This window comes from Pseudomonas sp. PA15(2017) (assembly GCF_001945395.1).
In the GTDB taxonomy this organism is placed as follows: Bacteria; Pseudomonadota; Gammaproteobacteria; order Pseudomonadales; family Pseudomonadaceae; genus Aquipseudomonas.
In genome coordinates this window covers 42,592-62,086 of record NZ_MSXV01000019.1, presented here as the reverse complement: position 1 = coordinate 62,086, position 19,495 = coordinate 42,592, and the positions used below count along the sequence as shown (strand labels likewise).

Annotated in this window: 19 protein-coding genes; all 19 read right to left on the bottom strand. The window is 61.2% G+C overall.

From position 1 onward, the window contains the following. Positions 1-25 precede the first annotated feature (25 nt). Positions 26-772 (bottom strand): cephalosporin hydroxylase family protein, encoded by a 747-nt coding sequence (locus tag BVH03_RS06955; RefSeq protein WP_075960490.1) that lies wholly within the window; start codon positions 770-772, stop codon positions 26-28. Then, complete coding sequence (locus tag BVH03_RS06950) at positions 769-1,476, bottom strand: metallophosphoesterase (RefSeq protein WP_075960489.1); 708 nt, start codon at positions 1,474-1,476, stop codon at positions 769-771. Before BVH03_RS06950 ends, BVH03_RS06955 begins: the two co-directional genes overlap by 4 nt. After that, a complete protein-coding gene (locus BVH03_RS06945) occupies positions 1,473-2,459 on the bottom strand; it encodes an ATP-grasp domain-containing protein (protein WP_075960488.1) in 987 nt (328 codons plus the stop codon). The genes BVH03_RS06950 and BVH03_RS06945 overlap by 4 nt, the downstream gene beginning before the upstream one ends. Further along, positions 2,449-3,324: an NAD(P)-dependent oxidoreductase gene (locus BVH03_RS06940; RefSeq protein WP_075960487.1), complete on the bottom strand. Its 876-nt coding sequence runs from the start codon at positions 3,322-3,324 to the stop codon at positions 2,449-2,451. The genes BVH03_RS06945 and BVH03_RS06940 overlap by 11 nt, the downstream gene beginning before the upstream one ends. Beyond that, positions 3,324-4,049, bottom strand: a complete 726-nt coding sequence (locus BVH03_RS06935) for a class I SAM-dependent methyltransferase (protein WP_075960486.1) — start codon at positions 4,047-4,049, stop codon at positions 3,324-3,326. The genes BVH03_RS06940 and BVH03_RS06935 overlap by 1 nt, the downstream gene beginning before the upstream one ends. Further along, a complete protein-coding gene (locus tag BVH03_RS06930; RefSeq protein ID WP_143485901.1) occupies positions 4,046-4,774 on the bottom strand; it encodes a WbqC family protein in 729 nt (242 codons plus the stop codon). Before BVH03_RS06930 ends, BVH03_RS06935 begins: the two co-directional genes overlap by 4 nt. Further along, on the bottom strand, positions 4,771-5,895 hold the full coding sequence (locus tag BVH03_RS06925; RefSeq protein WP_075960485.1) for a DegT/DnrJ/EryC1/StrS aminotransferase family protein: 1,125 nt from the start codon (positions 5,893-5,895) through the stop codon (positions 4,771-4,773). Before BVH03_RS06925 ends, BVH03_RS06930 begins: the two co-directional genes overlap by 4 nt. Further along, positions 5,892-7,115, bottom strand: a complete 1,224-nt coding sequence (locus BVH03_RS06920; protein ID WP_075960484.1) for a class I SAM-dependent methyltransferase — start codon at positions 7,113-7,115, stop codon at positions 5,892-5,894. Before BVH03_RS06920 ends, BVH03_RS06925 begins: the two co-directional genes overlap by 4 nt. Further along, positions 7,112-7,669, bottom strand: coding sequence for a dTDP-4-dehydrorhamnose 3,5-epimerase family protein (locus tag BVH03_RS06915; RefSeq protein WP_075960483.1), 558 nt, complete (start codon positions 7,667-7,669; stop codon positions 7,112-7,114). The genes BVH03_RS06920 and BVH03_RS06915 overlap by 4 nt, the downstream gene beginning before the upstream one ends. Next, positions 7,660-8,736, bottom strand: coding sequence for a CDP-glucose 4,6-dehydratase (gene rfbG / locus BVH03_RS06910; protein WP_075960482.1), 1,077 nt, complete (start codon positions 8,734-8,736; stop codon positions 7,660-7,662). The genes BVH03_RS06915 and rfbG overlap by 10 nt, the downstream gene beginning before the upstream one ends. Beyond that, positions 8,733-9,503: a glucose-1-phosphate cytidylyltransferase gene (rfbF, locus tag BVH03_RS06905; RefSeq protein ID WP_075960481.1), complete on the bottom strand. Its 771-nt coding sequence runs from the start codon at positions 9,501-9,503 to the stop codon at positions 8,733-8,735. Before rfbF ends, rfbG begins: the two co-directional genes overlap by 4 nt. A 155-nt stretch (positions 9,504-9,658) precedes the next feature. Then, on the bottom strand, positions 9,659-10,903 hold the full coding sequence (gene flgL, locus BVH03_RS06900) for a flagellar hook-associated protein FlgL (protein WP_075960480.1): 1,245 nt from the start codon (positions 10,901-10,903) through the stop codon (positions 9,659-9,661). Between the two features lie 152 nt (positions 10,904-11,055). Beyond that, positions 11,056-13,095 (bottom strand): flagellar hook-associated protein FlgK, encoded by a 2,040-nt coding sequence (gene flgK / locus BVH03_RS06895; RefSeq protein WP_075960479.1) that lies wholly within the window; start codon positions 13,093-13,095, stop codon positions 11,056-11,058. 6 nt (positions 13,096-13,101) lie between these two features. Further along, the gene (gene flgJ / locus BVH03_RS06890) at positions 13,102-14,325 is read right to left on the bottom strand and encodes a flagellar assembly peptidoglycan hydrolase FlgJ (RefSeq protein ID WP_075960478.1); all 1,224 of its coding nucleotides are present in this window, start codon (positions 14,323-14,325) and stop codon (positions 13,102-13,104) included. Between the two features lie 12 nt (positions 14,326-14,337). Further along, positions 14,338-15,435 carry a flagellar basal body P-ring protein FlgI gene (locus BVH03_RS06885; protein ID WP_075960515.1) on the bottom strand — a complete coding sequence of 366 codons (1,098 nt, stop codon included), beginning with the start codon at positions 15,433-15,435 and terminating at the stop codon, positions 14,338-14,340. An 11-nt stretch (positions 15,436-15,446) separates the two neighbouring features. Further along, positions 15,447-16,160 (bottom strand): flagellar basal body L-ring protein FlgH, encoded by a 714-nt coding sequence (flgH, locus tag BVH03_RS06880; RefSeq protein ID WP_075960477.1) that lies wholly within the window; start codon positions 16,158-16,160, stop codon positions 15,447-15,449. Positions 16,161-16,222: 62 nt separating this feature from the next. After that, positions 16,223-17,008: a flagellar basal-body rod protein FlgG gene (gene flgG, locus BVH03_RS06875; RefSeq protein WP_075960476.1), complete on the bottom strand. Its 786-nt coding sequence runs from the start codon at positions 17,006-17,008 to the stop codon at positions 16,223-16,225. 45 nt (positions 17,009-17,053) lie between these two features. Then, a complete protein-coding gene (locus BVH03_RS06870; protein WP_075960475.1) occupies positions 17,054-17,794 on the bottom strand; it encodes a flagellar basal body rod protein FlgF in 741 nt (246 codons plus the stop codon). 191 nt (positions 17,795-17,985) lie between these two features. Further along, positions 17,986-19,467: a flagellar hook protein FlgE gene (locus BVH03_RS06865; RefSeq protein ID WP_075960474.1), complete on the bottom strand. Its 1,482-nt coding sequence runs from the start codon at positions 19,465-19,467 to the stop codon at positions 17,986-17,988. Positions 19,468-19,495: the final 28 nt, after the last annotated feature.

Here is a 19,495-nt window from a genome sequence, read left to right as displayed (position 1 = left end):
ATTACCGGAGCCCGCATTATCGATTTCAAATCCGCTTCAGGTAGCCTTCCGGCGCCACGCTGATCAGCAGTTTGTTGTCCATCCGCACATCCACCTGGAACTCTGGATGATTGACCAAGTATTCGCGCACCGCTGACTTCGGGCTATTGCCCTTGCGCCATGGGCGGTCGGCCTGCAATTCGTCGGGAGTGTCTTCCACCACGGTGTCGAACACCACACAGTAACTGCCCGGCGATACCAGCGGCGCATAAGCGTGCAGCTCGGCCAGCACGTGGTCGTGGGTATGGTTACTGTCCAACGACACCAGCACCCGTTTGCCCTGCGCCGCCTGGCGCACCTGCTCCACCACTTCTGGCGCAATGCTAGAGCCCTGGATCATGTCGATGCGTCGAGACATCGGGTGCGCTTCGATGGCATCGCGGTTGTGCTGGCGGATGTCGATGTCGATACCCAACACCCTTGCATCGCAAGGGCCACCACAGGCCGCGTTGAGCTCCAGCAGCGAGGCGAAGAGAATCAGCGATCCTCCGTGGGCGATGCCGGTTTCGATGATCAGTTCCGGCTGCACAGCCCACACCAGCTCCTGCATGGCCACTATGTCCTGCGGATACTGGATGATTGGCCGACCCAGCCAGCTGAAGTTGTAGGAGTAGCGGTACTTGCCACCTGCCTCTAGCATCCAGTCCAGGGAACGCTCCTTGAGGCCCTGATCCTGCCCAGCGGCCTTTATGTTGCGTTGCACTTCCGCTTGAAACTCGTCGTTTGCGCTCACTTCGTGTGCTCTCGCTCGATGATTTCGACTTTGTCGATGCGCCCACCGATCTGGGCGCCGATATAGAGGTTTTCCCATAGCCGCGGCTCGTCGTAGCCTGCCCGGCGCATCGCCGCGGCCGTCTCGTCGATATCGTAGGAAATCCGCTGCAGGATGATTCGTTTACCGTCGAACAGGGCGAAGGCCGCCCGCGGATCACCATCACGCGGCTGGCCAACGGAGCCCGGGTTGCAATAGGTTTTTTCCCCCAGCGACGCCAGTACCTGGACATGGGTATGACCGGAAAAGTAGTAGCGCCAGGGGCCAGTCAGCTTGTCTGGAGAAACCTGGTAGAGATATTGATCGCGCGGATCCTCCCAGCCACCATGCACGAAACAGGCGTCGCCCTCCTCATATTGTGAAGTCAGGCCGGCGAGCAGCTCGATCTGGTCACGACGAACCACCCGAGTCTGGTGCTCCAGCAGCGACGACACCAACCGCGACCGAGGGCAACCGGTGCCGTCCACCAGATAGCTGTCGTGATTGCCAAGCAATTGCACAGCGCCATACTGGGTTAGCAGATCGATGCATTTCTCCGGTTCGGCGTAATAGCCAGTCACATCGCCCAGGGAGATCACCCGCGTGCAACCCAGGCGATCCGCCTCCGCCAGTACCGCGCGCAGGGCCGGGAAATTGCCATGAACATCCGATATCAGCGCGATCATAAGTACTCGATGTGATCCTCTATGTAACGGCTGCACCGAGCCGCTCGCCACTCGGCGAGCGCCGGGCGCTGGCCGCGACAGAAATAATCGATGCTCATGGCTGCCTCGTTGCAACCGAGCGCCGCGCGCAGCGATACCGATGCTGACAGACGTGGGTTGATCTCCAGCAGCCAGACACGACCATCAGCCTTGCGGAACTGGTAATTGGTCGGGCCCACCGGCCGAAAATGCGCGGTCAACGCCTCGCAGGCACTCTGGATCAACGGATCACCAGCGACGCTGCGGGCACACCAGGTGGCGCCGCCAGGGCCCAAGGTGCGCTGCAAGATGGCCGGCCGACTGGACTCGCCATCGCCATAGCCGAACAGGCCGACGGTATATTCTTCGTCGGCACTGCCGATAAGCCGCTGCAGCATGAAATTCTCGCCCTGCTTACGCGACTGGTAATGCAGATCGTCCTCGTTCTCCACCAAAGCCTGTCCACGGCCGCCCGACCCCTGACGCGGCTTGCACAGCAGCGGTGCAGGGCCGAGCTCTGCCTGTACCTGCTCCCAGTCGGTCGAGCGGCTGCTCGGGATTGCCGGCAAACCGGCCTCCAACAGTGCCTGATGCAGGCGCCACTTGTCCCGCGCCAGGCTGATCAGGCGACTGTCGTTGAGTACTACGGCCACTCCAGCACTGGCGAACAACTCGCGGCGCGCATCGAAATGAAAAACGTCCTGTTCGATACCTGGCAACACGAGATCGATCGCCTCGCGCTCCAGCAACTCCTGTAAAAAACGCTCGTAGGCCGGATCCGTTTCCGCCACCTGCGGCTTGACCTGGAAAGCGTCACAGGCATGACGGCCGAAGGCCTGCGGATCACGGTCGAGGCCAACGATGTACACACCTGGCAGTTGACGCAGCGATTTGACGACGCCCTGGCCAATGATCGCGCCTACGCCCGTCACCAGTACTCGCACAACTAAGGTCTCAGGTGACATCGAACACCTCGAAGCGCACGGCATGGCCACCATCGCGGATACCACGCAGGCCATCCGCCATGGACGTGAAGACCAGCCCCAGCGCAGCCATTTCGGGTGACGCGGGTGGAAAATAGGCCTCCGCAAAGGGCTTCTTCTCTGTCGCGATCTGCACTTCACCACCCTCGCCAAAAACCTCGTACGCGTGGCGGGCGATGTCCAGATGACTCTGCCTATGGGGATGGCAAACGTGTAGCACTCCCTCCACCCGAGCCTCGCTGACGGCGACCATCGCGGTGACCGCATCGCGCACGTGCACGAAATTGCGCAGCGCATCACCAGGCGGCAGACGCAGATCACGACCAGTACGGGCATGACTGATGATCCGCCCGAACCACCGCTGATGCCGCACGCACTCGCCTCGCTCGTCGTACAGCTGGGCAAAGCGCAGGCTGACAAAGGCTTGTCCGCTCTGCGCCAACCCCCTGGCCAGAATACCCTCTGCACGGGCCTTGGAGGCACCGTAGCTGTTCGCAAAAGCCATGCTCTCGCGTCGCGCGGACGAGGTGCTTCCGGCGTACACCACCTGCTGGCATCCGGCCGCCCGCGCCAACGCCAGCACCTGGTGGGCGCCGAGCACGTTGACCCGGTCGTTCAACCAGGCACCCTGCGGCGAGTCGTCGCCGAAGGCCGCCGCACAGTGAAAAAGCACATCCGCCTCAACACCGGGAAAGTCGGTACGCAACGCATCGCTACCCAGTTCCAGCGATATTTCGCAGTCATCCGAACGCCCTACTCCGATCACCTGCCATCCCTGCGCGCGCAGGTGCTCCGTCAACCGGCTGCCAAGCATCGAGTGTGGGCCCACTACCAGCGCACGCCGCATCAGGCGACCTGCACTTCCATCAGAAGACCGACGCAAAGATCTGGAAAGTCCACACCCACCTCGCACATGGCCTGCAGGTTCTCCTCGAACTCCGGCATGGTTTGCATGTAGCCGAGCGGCAGCGGTTTGAGGTAGATGCCTTCCTCCCAAGTGACTTGGTAGCCTTCCGCCTGTAGCAGCTCCTTGAGGGTGTCGCGGCAAAACTGACGCTGATGACCTAGCGCGTGGTCATTGGCGTTGAGTCCGTAAATATCGTCGATCTTGCCCATGGCCAGTCCCAGACGTCGATTAAGTGACTTGGCGTTGGGAACCGCGACGTAGAGCCGACCATCGGGGCGCAGATTGCCGCGGAAGCGACGCAGGATCAGCCCGGGGTCGTCCACATGCTCGAGGATGAAGCCCATCATCACCACGTCGAAGTGCTCGTCGCTGTCGAAGTGCTCGAAATAGCCCTCCACCAGTTCGATGTTCAGCCCCGGATAGTTTTGCCGAAACAAGTCGATCACCACCGACGCCCCCTCGAGCACCACGTGGCGCTGGAAATACTGGTTGAACAGTGCCGTGGTATAGCCATGACCCAGTCCCAGCTCCAGCAGAGAATTCGGTTTCAGCACTTCGAGACGGCGCAGGATACGCGGCGGGTACCAGTTGAGGATCAGCTCGTTCTCCAGAGAAGTCACAGCTCCCGGCTTGTACTGCGAAGTCACTTCATTCAACTTACTCATACCTGTCCCCTCGCTGCCAGCGCCTGCCGCCAGTGAATAACACCTGATTCTATGACGGCTCTACCTTCTCGTCCGCAGTTGGCCACCAGATCGAGGATGGTGACGTAAGGGGTAAATGTGGAAAACTTCTGTGGATACTCACGCTTGCGGTAATCCATGTAGCAGACTTCGATACCGGCCTGCTCGAAAGCTTCGTGATCCAGGTAATTCAGGGCGCCCATCCCTGTCACGTAGCGGTCGCCACCCAAGTGCGCTACCAGACCCTGAATCAATTCACTCTTGCGACCCGTCACCGCTAATTGCGAGGAGCGATGCAGGCGCTTGCCGTCCAGCAGGTCGAAGTAGCCTGCCACCGCCTGCATGCCTTCGATGAGCAGTTCGCAGAGACCCAGGTCACGGCGCAGCAGCACAGACTCGGCCAGTCCGAGCGCATCCTGCAGATGCGGCGTGCCGGACAGTGCCATGGCCAGGGTACGCAGGTGCTTGTCGCGCCAGCCCGACTCTTCGGCGCACTCCAGGTCGCAGATACGCGTGTCACGGCTGTGCTGGCGCAGTGGCACCGTCAGCCATGCGCTGCCGTCAGGAGTCTTGTATTGCACCCTGTTGATGAAGCCGCGGGCGAACTGGACATTATCGAAAAAAGAGAAATCGTCGGCCAACCGCCACTGTTCGAACATACCTACCCAAGGGAAGTACATCGGTTGGGAGATCACCACCGTGCTCACCGCCTAGCCTCCCCATGCAGCGCCTCGACCACCCCGCAGACGCGGTCTATATCGGCATCGGTCATGTCATGGAAGCTCGGCAGGTTGACGGCCCGTTCGGGAATGCTGGCCGAGTGGCCGCCTGCGGCCGGCACACGCCCCTGAAACATCGGCAACCCCGAAAGCGGGTAGAAAAACACCCGGGCATCGATATTGTCCGCCACGAAGCGGCTCAACAGACGCTCGCGGGTGATACCAAGGGCCGTGTCGAAGACTACCGTGGGCATCCAGGCGCCGATGCGGGTACCCTCCGGCTGTGGGTTCAGGCTCAAGCCTGACAGATGGCCTAGACGCTCGCGATAGACTGCCATGATGGCCCGCTTGCGCTCGATAAGCTCGTCAATACGCTCGGTCTGGGCACAGCCCAGCGCGGCCTGCAGGTTGGAAATCTTATATTTGAAACCCAGCAGGTCGGGCCAGAACTGACGCGTCTGCTCTTTCACCCGGCCATGGTTGGACAGGCTTAACACCCGCTCGAACAGCTCGTCGTCGTTAGTGACGAACATGCCGCCTTCGCCAGTGGTCATAGTCTTGGTGCCATGGAAGGAGAACACACCAAAGCGCCCCATGCTACCGGCGCGCTGGCCCTGCCATTCGGAGCCGATGGCCTCGGCTGCATCTTCGATAACCGCTATACCGTAGCGCTTACCGATGGCCAGCAGTTCGTCCATGGCACAGAGGTTGCCGTACAGGTGAACAGCGATGATTACCCGAGTGCGCGGCGTGATGGCCTCCTCAACACGCGCGGCATCCAGGCACCAGCTTTCCTGGCAGATATCGACGAACACCGGTGTCGCTCCCAGATGCACGGCCGGCGCCACCGAGGCGATCCAATTGGTGTCGGCGAGAATGACCTCGTCGCCCGGCCCGACACCGAGCGCCGCCAGGCCCATATGCATGGCACCGGTGCAGCTCGAGGTGGCGATAGCGTGCTTGACACCCAGGTGTCGCCTGAAGGCCGCCTCGAAACGCTCGATGTACTCATAGCAACGCGGCCCCCAGCCGTGGCGGGCGGCATCGGTCACATACTGCACTTCCAGCTCGGAAATCGACGGCTGGGTGTACTGGATGCGCGGCTTCATTTCACCTCCAGGCGAGGCACCGCGGTGACGAAGCGGCCGCCCCACTCGCGGATGCGTTGGTTCTGTGCCATCACCTCGTCGGTGATATTCCACGGCAGAATCAACAGCAGATCCGGGCGTACCTCGTCCAACTCCTGCGCAGAGCGGATCGGCACATGGCTGCCCGGCAGATACCTGCCCTGCTTAGACGGCGCTGCATCGAACACACAGGGCAACAAGTCGGGCTTGATACCGGCGTAGTTGAGGATGGTATTACCCTTGGCGGCCGCACCGTAGGCAGCGACACGCTGCCCCGCCCGCTTCTGCTCCAACAGAAAGCCGAGCAGATCGTCCTTCAATCGATCGGCACGCGCTTGAAAGCCCTGGTAGGTAGCCATATCACGCAGCCCGGCCTGTTGCTCGGCACGCAGCACCGCATCGACCGCCGCCGAGCTGGGCCTGGCGTCATCCTGATGCGAAGCGTGGATACGCAGGCTGCCGCCGTGGGTGTTCAACTCCTCGACATCGTGAATACGCAAACCCGCGACATCGAGGATGCGCTGCACGCTGTACAGAGACAGATAGGAAAAGTGCTCGTGGTAGACAGTGTCGAATTGCACCAGCTCAATCAGACGAAGCAGGTGCGGAAACTCCAGGGTCAGAGTACCGCCGGGCTTGAGCGCTGCCTTCAGCCCGCGTGAGAAGTCGTTGATATCCGGCACGTGGGCGAATACGTTGTTGCCCAGCAACAGGTCGGCCTGCCGACCCTCTTCGGCCAAACGCTGGCCGAGAGCCTCACCAAAGAACTCGCGCAGTACTGGAATACCCAGTCGCTCGGCAGCGTCAGCGGTGCTGGCGGTCGGTTCTACCCCCAGGCAAGGTACGCCGGCCTCGACGAAGTTGCGTAGCAGGTAACCATCGTTCGAAGCCACCTCGATCACCAGGCTGCTCGCCCCTAGCGCCAGAGCCTCGCGCATGCGCTCGACATAGGTGCGTGCGTGCGCCAACCAGCTGCTGGAAGTGGAGGAGAAATAGGCGTAATCAGCGTCGAACAGCTCACCGGCGTCAGCGTAATCCTCGGTCTGCACCAGCCAGCATTGCTCACAAACCCACAGGCGCAGCGGATAATAGCGCTCGGGCCGGCTCAGAGCCGCCGCGGTCAGGTAAGCGTTCGACGGCGGCGCATAGCCCAGATCGAGGAAGGAATGCTGCAGTTGGGCCTGGCAGTGACGACAGTTCATCGTGCCAGCCCTCTGAAATCCATGGTGATCGGGGGATGCCGCCGATCGCGTGCCGAGAGGTCTCGCACCGGTAACGGCCAGTCTATGGTCAACGCGGGATCATCGTGGCATACCCCACTCTCCGCTTCAGGGCGATAGAACTCGGTGTGCAGGTAGAGCATCTCGCTGTCCTCCTCCAGCACCTGAAAACCATGGGCGCAGCCCTCCGGTATCACCAGCAAACGCCGGTTTTCCTCGCTCAGAACCTCGGCATGCCAGAGCAGGAAGGTCGGAGAATCACGGCGCAGATCAGCTACCACGTCCCACACCTGCCCTCGGATACAGCGCACCAGTTTCATCTCAGCATAGGGGAAATGCTGGAAATGCAGACCGCGCACCGCTCCCGCTTGGCGGGTGAGCGACTGGTTGATCTGTACGATGCGTCTTTCGCCCAGCAGCGGCGCGAGTTCGCTGGCGCAGAACAGGCGGGTGAAAGCGCCCCGCTCATCACGATGGGAATCGCAATCGACGCGCAACAGGCCTTCGATGGGAGTTGCGCTCGCCGTCAGGCCCATACGCACCTGGCCCGCCTCGCGGCACCGATGAAGTGCAGCAATTGCTCACGGGTGCAGGCCTCGCCTCGCTCGTGACTACGACGATACCATTCAGCGGTCATCTGCAGCGCAGTGGCCAGCGGCCAGACTGGTATCCAGCTCAGCCCGGCACGAGCCTTGGCGCTGTCCAGATAAAGCAGACGTGCCTCGTGCAAACCATCCTCGGCACCGGCTTGCCAGTTGAGAGTTGGCCAGTACTCCCGCAGAGCCTGGAGTATTTCAGCCACGCTTCGGTTGGCCTCGGGCGCCGGGCCGAAGTTCCAGGCTTCGGCACAAGCGCGGTCACCTTCCAGTAAGCGCTGCCCCAACAGCAGATAGCCGGACAGACACTCGAGCACGTGCTGCCAGGGTCGCGTGGAGGACGGCGAACGAATCAGTAGTGGCTGCCCGGTCCGTAGCGCACGAACCAGATCGGGGATCAGCCGATCCTCCGCCCAGTCGCCACCACCGATCACATTGCCGGCACGAGCCGTCGCCAGCAAAGGGCCAGACCGATGCCAGAACGACTTGCGGTAGCTGTCACACAACAGTTCGGTGGCCGCCTTGGATGCGCTGTAGGGATCATGACCAGCCAGCTCGTCGCACTCACGATATCCCCAGGGCCATTCGCGGTTGGCATACACCTTGTCGGTGGTGACCACCACCACGGCGGTAATGCCGGGCGTCAAACGGCAGGCCTCCAGTAAGTTGGCAGTGCCCTGCACATTGCTCGACCACGCATCCAGAGGCTGGCGGTAAGAGGGCCGCACCAGCGACTGGGCCGCCAGATGAAACACGATCTCGGGCTGGAACTCGGCCACCAGGCGCTGCAGCGCAACGGCATCGCGGATATCACCACGCCGGTCGGTAACCGGCAGGCCCAATGCATCCCAATGAGCAGACGCGCCGTCCACTTCAGACGGCAGGGAAAAACCGATCACTTCGGCGCCAAGCTCGACCAGCCAGGCGGCGAGCCAAGTACCTTTGAACCCGGTATGTCCGGTCAGCAAGACTCTGCGTCCCTGGTAGCGCTTTGCAAAAGCAGTCATCGCCATAGGTTCCAAGGCGCCTCCCCGCGGTACCAGAGGTCGTTGAGCTGATTCTTGTCACGCAGCGTATCCATCGCCTGCCAGAAGCCACGATGACGGAACGCCATGAGCTGGTTCTGCTCCGCGAGCCGCGTCAGCGGCTCGCCTTCCCAACTGCTCTGATCGCCGTCGATGTAGTCGATGACCGAAGGGTCGAGCACGAAGAAACCGCCATTGATCCAGGCACCGTCGCCGGCAGGCTTCTCCTGGAACGCTCCGACCCGGTCGCCCTCCATGTTCAGAGCACCGTAACGGCCGGGCGGCTGGATGGCAGTGACCGTCGCCGGCTTGCCATGGGCCTTGTGAAAGTCGATCAGGGCTCGGATGTCGACATCCGCCACACCATCGCCATAGGTGAAGCAGAACGGCCCGTCGCCCAGATGCTCGCGCACCCTGCGCAGGCGTCCACCGGTCAGAGTGTCTTCACCGGTATTGACCAGCGTGACACGCCAGGGCTCCACGTAGCGTTGATGAACTTCCATGGCGTTCTTCGACATGTCGAAGGTCACGTCAGACATGTGCAGGAAGTAATTGGCGAAGTATTCCTTGATCACGTAGCCCTTGTAGCCCAGGCAGATGACAAAATCCTGAATACCGTGGTGGGAGTAGATCTTCATGATGTGCCAGAGAATCGGCTTGCCACCGATCTCGATCATGGGCTTGGGTCTGAGGTGGGATTCCTCACTGATCCTTGTACCCAGCCCGCCGGCAAGAATGACCGCTTTCATGCCAATTCCCTCGCTCTAGAATCCTGCCAATTAGCCGGCACACACCTACATTACTACAGATGAGGCAAAAAGTAGGCCATCATGCCGGGCATGGCTTTCGACGCACAGCGCCGGTGAACAGTAGCCAGAGGTCTGGTGAGCCGGGCTTCGAACGGTCAGAGCTTATTGAACAGATTCAAACTGCTGACTTTCACATAACTCTGCTGCGCAGCCTCGAGAATCAGCGTTTGGAAAGACAGGCGAGAGAGTGCCTCGGGGTAGTCCAGCTCACGCAATTCCGCTTGCACCGACTTGTTGGCGAGGGCGGTATCTTCGTTGCTGTTCAGCGTACTTTCGATAATGTTTCGCCGCGCGCCAATGTCGCCACGGGTGCCGTCGACTGTAACGCTGGCATGCGACAGGTTGGTCATCGCCTGCGCGACGGCATCGCGGACCTGAAGGTTACCCTCCGGCGTTGCTGGTGATTCTTCGAGCGCTCTACGCAGATTGGCGATGGTATCGAGCGCGCCCTGTTTCTGCCGGCTGGGGTCGGAAGTGACGGTGACCGTATCGCCTGCAGCGGGAGCCCCATCGAAATTGATCACCACACCGCGAAATACCAGCTTATCGCTAGCGTCGGCCTGGTCATCCATGGCGCCGCTGCCCAAGGCAGGTGTAGTGGTTCCAGCTGCGAATATCTCGTAGCTGTTGGCATCGGGATTGCCGAAGACGATATCGACGCCAGCGTCCGGAAAACGCGGTGTGCCGCTGAATGCCACCTCGTCCTGAACCAACGGTGTAGAGGCACGCAGGGTAGATCCAGGCTGAGCGGCGACAGCCGCATCCAGGCGACCGGCATTGATGACGTCCTGAAATACCTTCTTGCCGTTGTCACTGATCGGCACGCTGAGCGAGCTGGCAATTTCCAGCTTGCGCTGTCCTTCATCGCCCTGATAACTGTAAGTGCCATCGGCATTGCGGACGAAAGGCTCGGCTTTGCCTTGAAAACCCGAGAACAGGTATTCACCACGGGCATTCTTGGTATTCATCAGGCCGAGCAGTTCATCCTCACGCTCACGCAATTCCGCGGCGATAGCTTTGCGCTGCTCGGGCGCCAGTGCGCCGTTACCGGCAGTGGCCGCAAGTTCCTGCACCCGGTTGAGTACGGTATTGACCGACTGCAAAACGCTTTCTTCCTGGACGAGGCTGTTGTCTGCCGCATTCAGGTTTTCCTTATGCTGGGTCAGCACATTCTGCTGCTGCTCGAGCTGCAGCAAGCGCACCGACGCGACCGGATCGTCAGCAGGCGTGAGGATGCGATTGCCGGTGCTGATCTGCTCTTGGGTGCGGATGGCATTGGCGTAGTTGCGCTGCAGGCCTTGAACGCCGTTGTTGAACGCCTGGAGAGTGGAAATACGCATAACTGCCTCGTCTTCTCTAGCGGTAACTGGGAATTACCAGAGCCGCACCCGTGTTGGGATTTTGTTCATCACCCGGCCTGCGCCGGGCGCAGAACCGAAAATCGTTTATTTGCAACCTGTGGGGCGGGCATGGTGAGCCAAAGCCCGGCCTATCACCTGAATGCCCCGATCAGGGTATCGAACAACGAGCGCGCAACTTGAATCACCTGGGCCGACGCGTTGTAGTACTGCTCGAACTTGATCAGGTTGGCGGCCTCCTCATCCAGGTTGACCGCCGAGAGCGAATCGCGGTTGTCCTGCGCCTGTTTGAGAATAGCACCGGTTGCGTCGTTATCCTGGCGGGCCTGGGCAGTCAGGGTACCGACCCGCTCGATCAGGTCGCCGTAGCTGTCGGTGAAGCTCGAACCGGTGCTGATGCCCGTGACGCTAGGATCGACGCCGACTACCTGCTTGCTCTGCAGCCCTACCAGAGCCAGCGCGTTACGGTTGTCGGAAACGCCGTTGAGGTTGAATGCGATATTGAAGCGGTCGCCATTTTCAGGGCGCCCGCTGACGTTCATGTTGACGCTGGTGCCGTCTGCCAGGGTCAGCTGATAGTGGTTCTGCTGGCCGGGTTCGAACAGCGGAGTGGGCGCTGGCGTGATCGGCTGCCCTTTGTTGTCCACGCGCGTCAGCGTCGCGCCAGCGGGCAGGCCAGTGAAATTGCCGCCTGCCGAATCGTAGGTCAGGGTGACCGGCGGAAAGGCTGCTTGCAGCGCCGCTGGATTGATATTACTGCCGGTAGATTGCAGTGTCGGCTGGCTGATCGCGCCATTGCCGCGGTTTTGCAGGTTGGCCTCGGCGCGTATTGGTGCGGCGAAAGCCAGTTGATCGGCCTGGTCCAGCACGGTGGTCATCGTCGAGGCGCCGATGCGGGTTGGCTGCAGTACGAACGAGTCACCGGCAGCAGGCGTTGGCGTGCCGATCACCACCTGAAACCCCTGATTGCGGCCAGCACTATCCTGGAAGCTCAGGGTACCAGCCGGGTTCTGGGTCACGGTCATCGGCTGGTTGTCGCTCAGGCGACGTGCCGAGTAATTGGTGCCATCGAACTCCACTCGGTAATCACTGGTGGTCAGTACCGAGCTGTTGGTGATGTTCAGTACTGGCGATGCGTTACTGCTGTTGGTCGACGACGGCAGTACCCGCAAGCGCGCCACTGCGGCCTCGTTGTAGTCACCGAAAAGCGCCGCGCCCACCTGCCCTTTGAGGTCCAGGCCCTGCCCCAGCTGACTGTTGACCTGGTCACTGATGGACAGTGCCAGGCGCCCTAGTGAGTTGAAGGTCTTGTCCAGCACCTCCTCACGGTAACGCAGGATGCCGCCCAGCTCGCCGCCCGTCACCTGGTTGGTGATGTTTTGCCGGGAGGCGCCGACGATGAACTGGATCTCGGAACGATTCGGGTCATTGGCGCCTGGCACTACTTCCAGGCGAGCGGCATTGCTGCCAACCACCAGCGGCTGGCCGGAACCGATGAAGACGTTTTGCGTACCGTCGTTCTGCGCCACGACGTTGACGCCCACGAACGTCGACAGCTGACGCAGCGCTTCCTCACGCGCATCCAGCAGGTCGTTGGGCTGGCTGCCATTGGCCTGGGCAATCGCGATGGACTCGTTGAGGCTGGCGATGGAACTGGAAAGCCGGTTGATCTGCTCGGTAACGGCGCCCATCTGCTTGTTGGCGAAGCTGTTCTGCTCGTTCAGCCGGTCGTAGACCGTATTGAAGCGCCGACTCAAGCCTTCGGCCTCGGAAAGCACCAACTGCCGGGCAGGCAGGTTGGACGGATCCTCGGCGGCCGTCTGCAGCGCTGAGAAGAACTTCTGCAGCGACGGGGTGACGCCCGTGGTCGTGCCGGCCAGCAGCGAATCGAGCTGATCGATCTGGCTCTTGTAAGCCTTCACGTCGCTGCTCAGTGCGGTGCTGCTACGCAGTTGGGTGGTGAGAAACTCACTGTAGCTGCGGCGAATGTCCACCAGCGAAGTGCCGCTACCGATATAACCGGCGCCACTGAACTGCGGCGTACGCGTCGCCTGGATGGTGTCCTGCCGCGAAAAACCCGGCGTGTTGATATTGGTGATGTTATGGCCGGTAACCGACAGCGAAGTCTTGTTCGCCGCCAAGCCCGACAGGCCAATATTCAGTAAGTCAGCCATGCTTCATCATCCCCGGTTCGAGGGCGCGCCGTTGGCGGCGATCATCTGGTAGGTCGACAGTTTGCGGGCGATCTGCGATACCTTACGGGCGTACTGCGGATCGGTGGCATAACCGGCTTTCTGCAGTTCACGGGCGAACTGCTCGGGGTTGGCGGTGGAACTCAGCGCTTTTTCGTAACGCCCGTTGTTCTGCAGGAAGCTCACGTAATCCTCGAAGCTGTGGGCGAAGGACTCGTAGGAGCGAAACGAGGCGGCTTCCTTCACCGCCTTGCCATTCTGGTATTCAATGGTCATCACCCGCGCGGAATCGCCGTCCCAGGTGTTGTGGGTCTTGATGCCGAACAGGTTGTAGCTGCTGCTGCCATCGCCCTGCTTGATGATCGACTTGCCCCAGCCGGTTTCCAGCGCCGCCTGGGCGACCAGGTAGGTCGGATCGACGCCCAGCTTGGCCGCGGCCTTCTCGGCCATCGGCAACATGGTTTCCATGAATTCCTTGGCCGACTTGAACGTCGTGCGGCTGGCGATATCTTCGCTGCCATTGATGTTCAGGCGGCGTTCGACCGGCGCGGCGTAGGCTTTGGCGGGCAACCAGTCGCCTTTCGCCAGGGGCTTGCCGACCGCGTCGCCGGCTGGCGTATTGGCTACGGTAGTCGCCGTGGCCGACTCGGCGCCCGGCACGATACCGGCCTGGACGCGCTGGGCCAGCTTGCCCGGCAACGACAGGCGCCGCTGGTTGATCAGCGTCATGTCGTTGCGCTCGGAATCAGCCGCGGCGGTGATCTTCTCGACACGCGCAGGCGCAACATCGGCAGCCGCTTCGTTACGTGCCAGCGGCTTGCTCGGTGCGGCCGGCACGGGGGCGTCGACCTGGGCGAACGGATTGGGGCGCTCGCCGACGCTCTTCATCTTCGACATCTGCCGGGCCATCACGTCGGCCAGGCCGATACCGTTCTTGTTGCCGGCCATGGTCACCGACAGCTGCTGGTCGTACATGTCCTGGTAGGTTTTGGCCTCGTTGCTGTTCATGAAGTTGCCTTCACCGAACACTTCGTTGGCCGAACGCATGGTCTTGAGCATTTCATTGAGAAACAGCGACTCGAACTCCTTCGCGACCTTGCGAATGTTCTCTTCGTTGTCGCCGCCGACCTTGAACTGGTTGAGGCGATTGAGATCGGTGTAGGCGCCGCTGTCGACGGTGCTGGTGCCGGCGGCCGAGAGTCGAGTATCCATGTCGCGTGTCCTTTAAATCACGATCAGGTCAGCCTGCAGAGCGCCGGCTTGCTTGAGCGCCTCCAGGATGGCCATCAGGTCGGAAGGCGCAGCGCCCACCTGGTTTACTGCCCGTACGATTTCGTCGAGCGTGGTGCCCGGGCCGAACTTGAACATCGGCTTCTTTTCTTCGTCGGCGCCGACGCGCGAGCGCGGCACCACGGCAGTTTCGCCACCGGACAGCGCGCCCGGCTGGCTGACGATCGGGTCTTCGGTAATGGTCACCGTCAGGCTGCCGTGGGTTACGGCCGCAGGCTGCACGCGCACGTTCTGGCCGATGACGATGGTGCCGGTACGCGAGTTGATGATGACCTTGGCCACTGCCTGGCCGACATCCACTTCCAGGTTTTCCAGGATCGACAGGTAGTCGACGCGCTGGCTCGGGTCGAGTGGCGCGCTGACGCGAATCGAGCCGCCATCCAGCGCCTGGGCGACACCTGGGCCGAGCAATTCGTTGATGTGGTCGACGATGTTCTTGGCGGTGGTGAAATCCGGGCGATTGAGGTTCAGGGTCAGGGTGTTGCCCTGATCGAAGCCGCTCGGTACCGGGCGCTCGACCGTGGCGCCGCCGGGAATACGACCTGCCGACGGAACGTTGACGGTAATGCGCGAACCATCGGCACCGCTGGCGTCGAAGCCGCCAACCACCAGGTTGCCCTGGGCGATGGCGTAGGTGTTGCCGTCGATACCCTTGAGCGGGGTCATCAGCAAGCTGCCACCGCGCAGGCTCTTGGCGTTACCGATCGAGGAAATGGTGATGTCGATGGTCTGGCCCGGCTTGGCGAACGGCGGCAGGTCCGCATGAATGGACACCGCGGCGACATTCTTCAACTGCACGTTGCCGCCTTCCGGCACCTTGATGCCGAACTGCGCCATCATGTTGTTGAAGGTCTGCACGGTGAACGGCGTCTGGGTAGTCTGGTCGCCGCTGCCATTGAGCCCCACGACCAGGCCGTAGCCGATCAACTGGTTACTGCGCACGCCCTGAATGCTGGCCAGGTCCTTGAGCCGATCGGCCTGAGCGGTCGAGGCCAGCAGCAGCGCAGCAGCGGTGATGAGCCATTTACGCATGATCATTGACCTCAGAACGGAAACAGCGGGCTGGCAAAAAAGCGGTCCAGCCATCCAGGCTGGCTGGCATCGGCAAAGGCACCGGTGCCGGAGTAGGTGATGCGCGCGTCGGCGATACGGGTCGAAGCCACGGAGTTGTCACGGGCCACATCGTCGGAACGAACCAGGCCGGCGATACGCACCAGCTCGTCGCCGGTGTTGAGGGTCATCCACTTCTCGCCGCGCACCACCAGCAGGCCGTTGGGCAGCACTTCGGCGACGGTCACGGTGATCGAGCCGGTCAGGCTATTGCTCTGCCCGGCCTGGCCGGAACCATCGGTACTGCGCTGCGCGCCGTACTGAGCGCTGAGGCCGAGATCATCGGTCTGCAGCGGGTTCAGGCTGGAGTTGGGATTGTTGATCGACACCCCGCCGCCGAACAGCGAGGTCAGGCCGATATTGGCGTTGCTGTTCTTGGCGATCTTCGACGTGGCATTCTTGCTCGCCTGGGTGCGCTCGTTGAGGGTGATGGTGATCACATCGCCCACGCGAAAGGCCTTGCGATCGCCATACAGATTGCTTTCGAACCCGGATTGAAAGATCGAGCCGTTGTTCTGCGCGGCTGGCAGTGGCGTGCGTGGCAGCACGGGTGCGTAGTAGGGATCGTTCGGCCGGGCGGCAGGCGCCACGCAGCCACTCAGCACTACGCTGCCGAGAATCGAGAACACACACACCAAGCGGTTCATAACCACTACCTCCACAGCGTTCAGGCGTATCGGGGGGCGAGCGGTTGCTCTACCCCGGGGTATCAAAGGGTCTGGGTAAGGAAAGACAGCATCTGGTCAGCAGTGGAGATGACCTTGGAGTTCATCTCGTAGGCGCGCTGGGTGGTGATCATGTTGACCATCTCCTCGACCACGCTGACGTTGGAGTTTTCCAGAGTATTCTGCAGGGTCGTACCCAGGCCGTTGAGGCCAGGTGTACCGACCTGCGGCGGTCCGCTGGAAGCGGTTTCCAGGAACAGGTTGTTGCCGATCGCTTCCAGGCCCGCCGGGTTGATGAAGTCGGCGATCTGCAGGTTGCCGATGATCTGCGGCTGCGGGTTACCGGTGGTGGTGATCGACGCGGTCCCATCCTCGCCAACGGTGAACGTGCGCACTTCCTGCGGCAGCGAGATGGCCGGCTCCAAAGCGAAACCTTGAGAGGTGACCAGCTGGCCGTCAGCGCTCAAATGAAAGCTACCATCACGGGTATAGGACACCGTGCCATCGGGCATCAGCACCTGGAAGAAGCCGCGGCCGTTGACGGCCATGTCCATCGGCTGCTCGGTGGTCTGCAGGCTGCCGGCGGTGAAGATTTTCTGCGTGCCATTGATGCGCACACCGGTACCGAGCTGCAGGCCGGATGGCAACTGGCTGTCCTGGCTGGACTGACCGCCGGGCTGGCGACGGATCTGGTACAGCAGGTCCTCGAACTCGGCACGGTCACGTTTGAAGCCGGTAGTGGACACGTTGGCCAGGTTGTTGGAAATGGTCGTCAGGTTCATGTCCTGAGCGGACAGACCGGTCTTGGCGACCCACAGTGACGGAAGCATAGCGTTCTCCTCGGGCGCCGGATTGATGGCGCCGCGTGTTGGTTATCAGCTCATCTGCAAGACGCGCGCCATGGCCGTGTCGTTGTCTTCTGCAGTGCGCATCATCTTGACGGACAGCTCGAACTGCCGGGACAGCGCCAGGATCGAGGTCATCTCCTCGACCGCATTGACGTTGCTGGACTCGAGAAAGCCCGAGGTGATCTGCACCGTGGCGTCGGCCTCCGGCGGCTGAGGACCGTTGAAGCGGATCATGCCGTCCGTGCCCTTCTGCATCTGCTTGAGATCGGGGTTGACCAGGTGCAACCGGTCGACTTCGGCGAGCACACGGGGTGCCTCGCCGAGCGCGCGAATGCTGATGGTGCCGTCCTGGCCAATCTCGATTTTCTGCTCGGGCGGCACGGCGATCGGCCCGGCATTGCCCATCACCGGCATGCCATTGCCGGTACGCAACATGCCCTGGGCATCCACGTTTAGGCTTGCGGTACGAACGTAGGCCTCGGTGCCATCCGGGGCCTGCACGGCCAGCCAGCCATTGCCGCCGATGGCAACGTCCAGATCGCGCCCGGTTTCCTGCAGCGTGCCGGGTGTGAAGTCGGTACCCGGCCGTTCGCTCATGGCGAATACGCGAGAAGGCTGGCTCTCGCCGAAAATCGGCATCGAACGCGCCTGCTCGAAATCACGGCGAAAACCGGTGGTGGAAATGTTCGCCAGATTGTTGGCGTGGGCACGCTGGGCCAACGTGTTGTTGTGGGCACCAGTCATGGAGATGTACAGCATCTTGTCCATGTTTTCCTCCGAGGTGGGCGACGTGCCCGCGGCTCTGATGAAACCTCAAAAGCAATACACGTGCCACATTGCAAAAATAATAATAAAACATTGAATTTAAACGATTTTAATAAATAAAAAAGGCTCCCAAGGGAGCCTGTAATTTGTCGCTCGGCGAGCCGTTGCCGATTCCGGCAACGGCTCCCTGACGCTTAACGCAGATTGATGATGGTCTGCGTGATCGCGCTCTCGGTTTCAATGGTCTTGGCGTTGGCCTGGTAGTTGCGCTGCGCCACGATAAGGTTGACCAACTGATCCGAGAGCTCGACGTTGGAGTCCTCCAGGGCGCCGGACTGCAAGCTGCCGAGCGTACCGCTCTTCGGCGTACCGATTACTGGCTCACCCGACTCGGAGGACTGCACCCACGCCGTTTTGCCCACCGGAGTCAGGCCCTGCATGTTGGCGAAGTTGGCCAGCACCAGTTGCCCCTGAACCTTGGTTTGCCCGTTGGTGTAACGAGCGAAGAGCTGGCCGGTTTCATCTATCTGCAAACCGGCCAGTTCGCCAGTGCTATAGCCGTCTTGCACCACCTTGGCGACCGAGAAGGTACTGTTGAATTGCGTAGAGCCGCGGAAATCGAATTTGATCGCTGCACTGGCGGTAGAGCCATTGGGCGCCCAGGTCGTACCTTCAGCGTTGGTCGGCGCAGCAGGCACCCAGCCATTCATGTTGATGGAACCATCGGGAGCGACCGTCAGCCCGGCGTTCAAATTAGCCGGATCGATGGCCTGCATTTTACCCGACGCATCGAACGTCACCCCAGCCGACAGCGCCTGGGTACTGGTCGGGTCGAGCGGATTACGGCCATCGACCAGAATCTTCACATCCCAGTTATTCGCACCAGTCTTCACGAAATACTGGGTAAAGGAATGCGCATTACCCTGTGCGTCAAAGATATTGACCGAGGTGGAGCGGTTGTAACTGGTCGGGTCAGCCGGATTGAACGAGGCATTGGCCGCCGTCGTACCCGCCGTTGCGCCTGCCGCATTCGCCGCCGCGAGTTCCGCTGGAGTAGCCGCCGCAGTAGCCGCCGCGATTTGAGCAGGAGTCGGATTAGGGTTACCCGGCAAAAGCACGCCATTGAAGGCCGTCTGATAGGCGGTATCGTAAGCGCTCTGACGCAAAACGGGTACGGACTCGGTGGAGTTCAGGTTGAATGGCTGGGTGATGGTACTCGTCGAGCGCGGCGCCTGGCTGGCGGTTTCCACTCTCAAGTTGCCGATGATACCGTTCTGCAAGTTACCGTTGGCATCTACGCCATAGCCCTGCAGGTTATGCCCGAAGTTGTTGACGATGAAGCCTTCACGATCGGTACCGAAGTACCCGGCGCGGGTGTAGCTGATATCGCCATTGTTGCTGGTGCGGAAGAAGCCGCTGCCTTGAATGGCGAGGTCGAGTGAGTTCTGCGTGTAGTTGATGTTGCCCTGGCTGAACAGCTGGGACACGTCACTGAGCAGTACACCGCTGCCGATCGGGTTGGAGCCACTGCTGAGCATGGACGAGGCATACAGGTCGGCAAACTCGGCACGTGACTGCTTGAAGCCCGCGGTACCGGCGTTGGCGATGTTGTTACCCGTTACGTTGAGGTCACTGGTCGCAGCACGCAGGCCACTAAGACCGATATTGAACGACATGAAAATCTCCTTGCCGAAAATCCGGCGA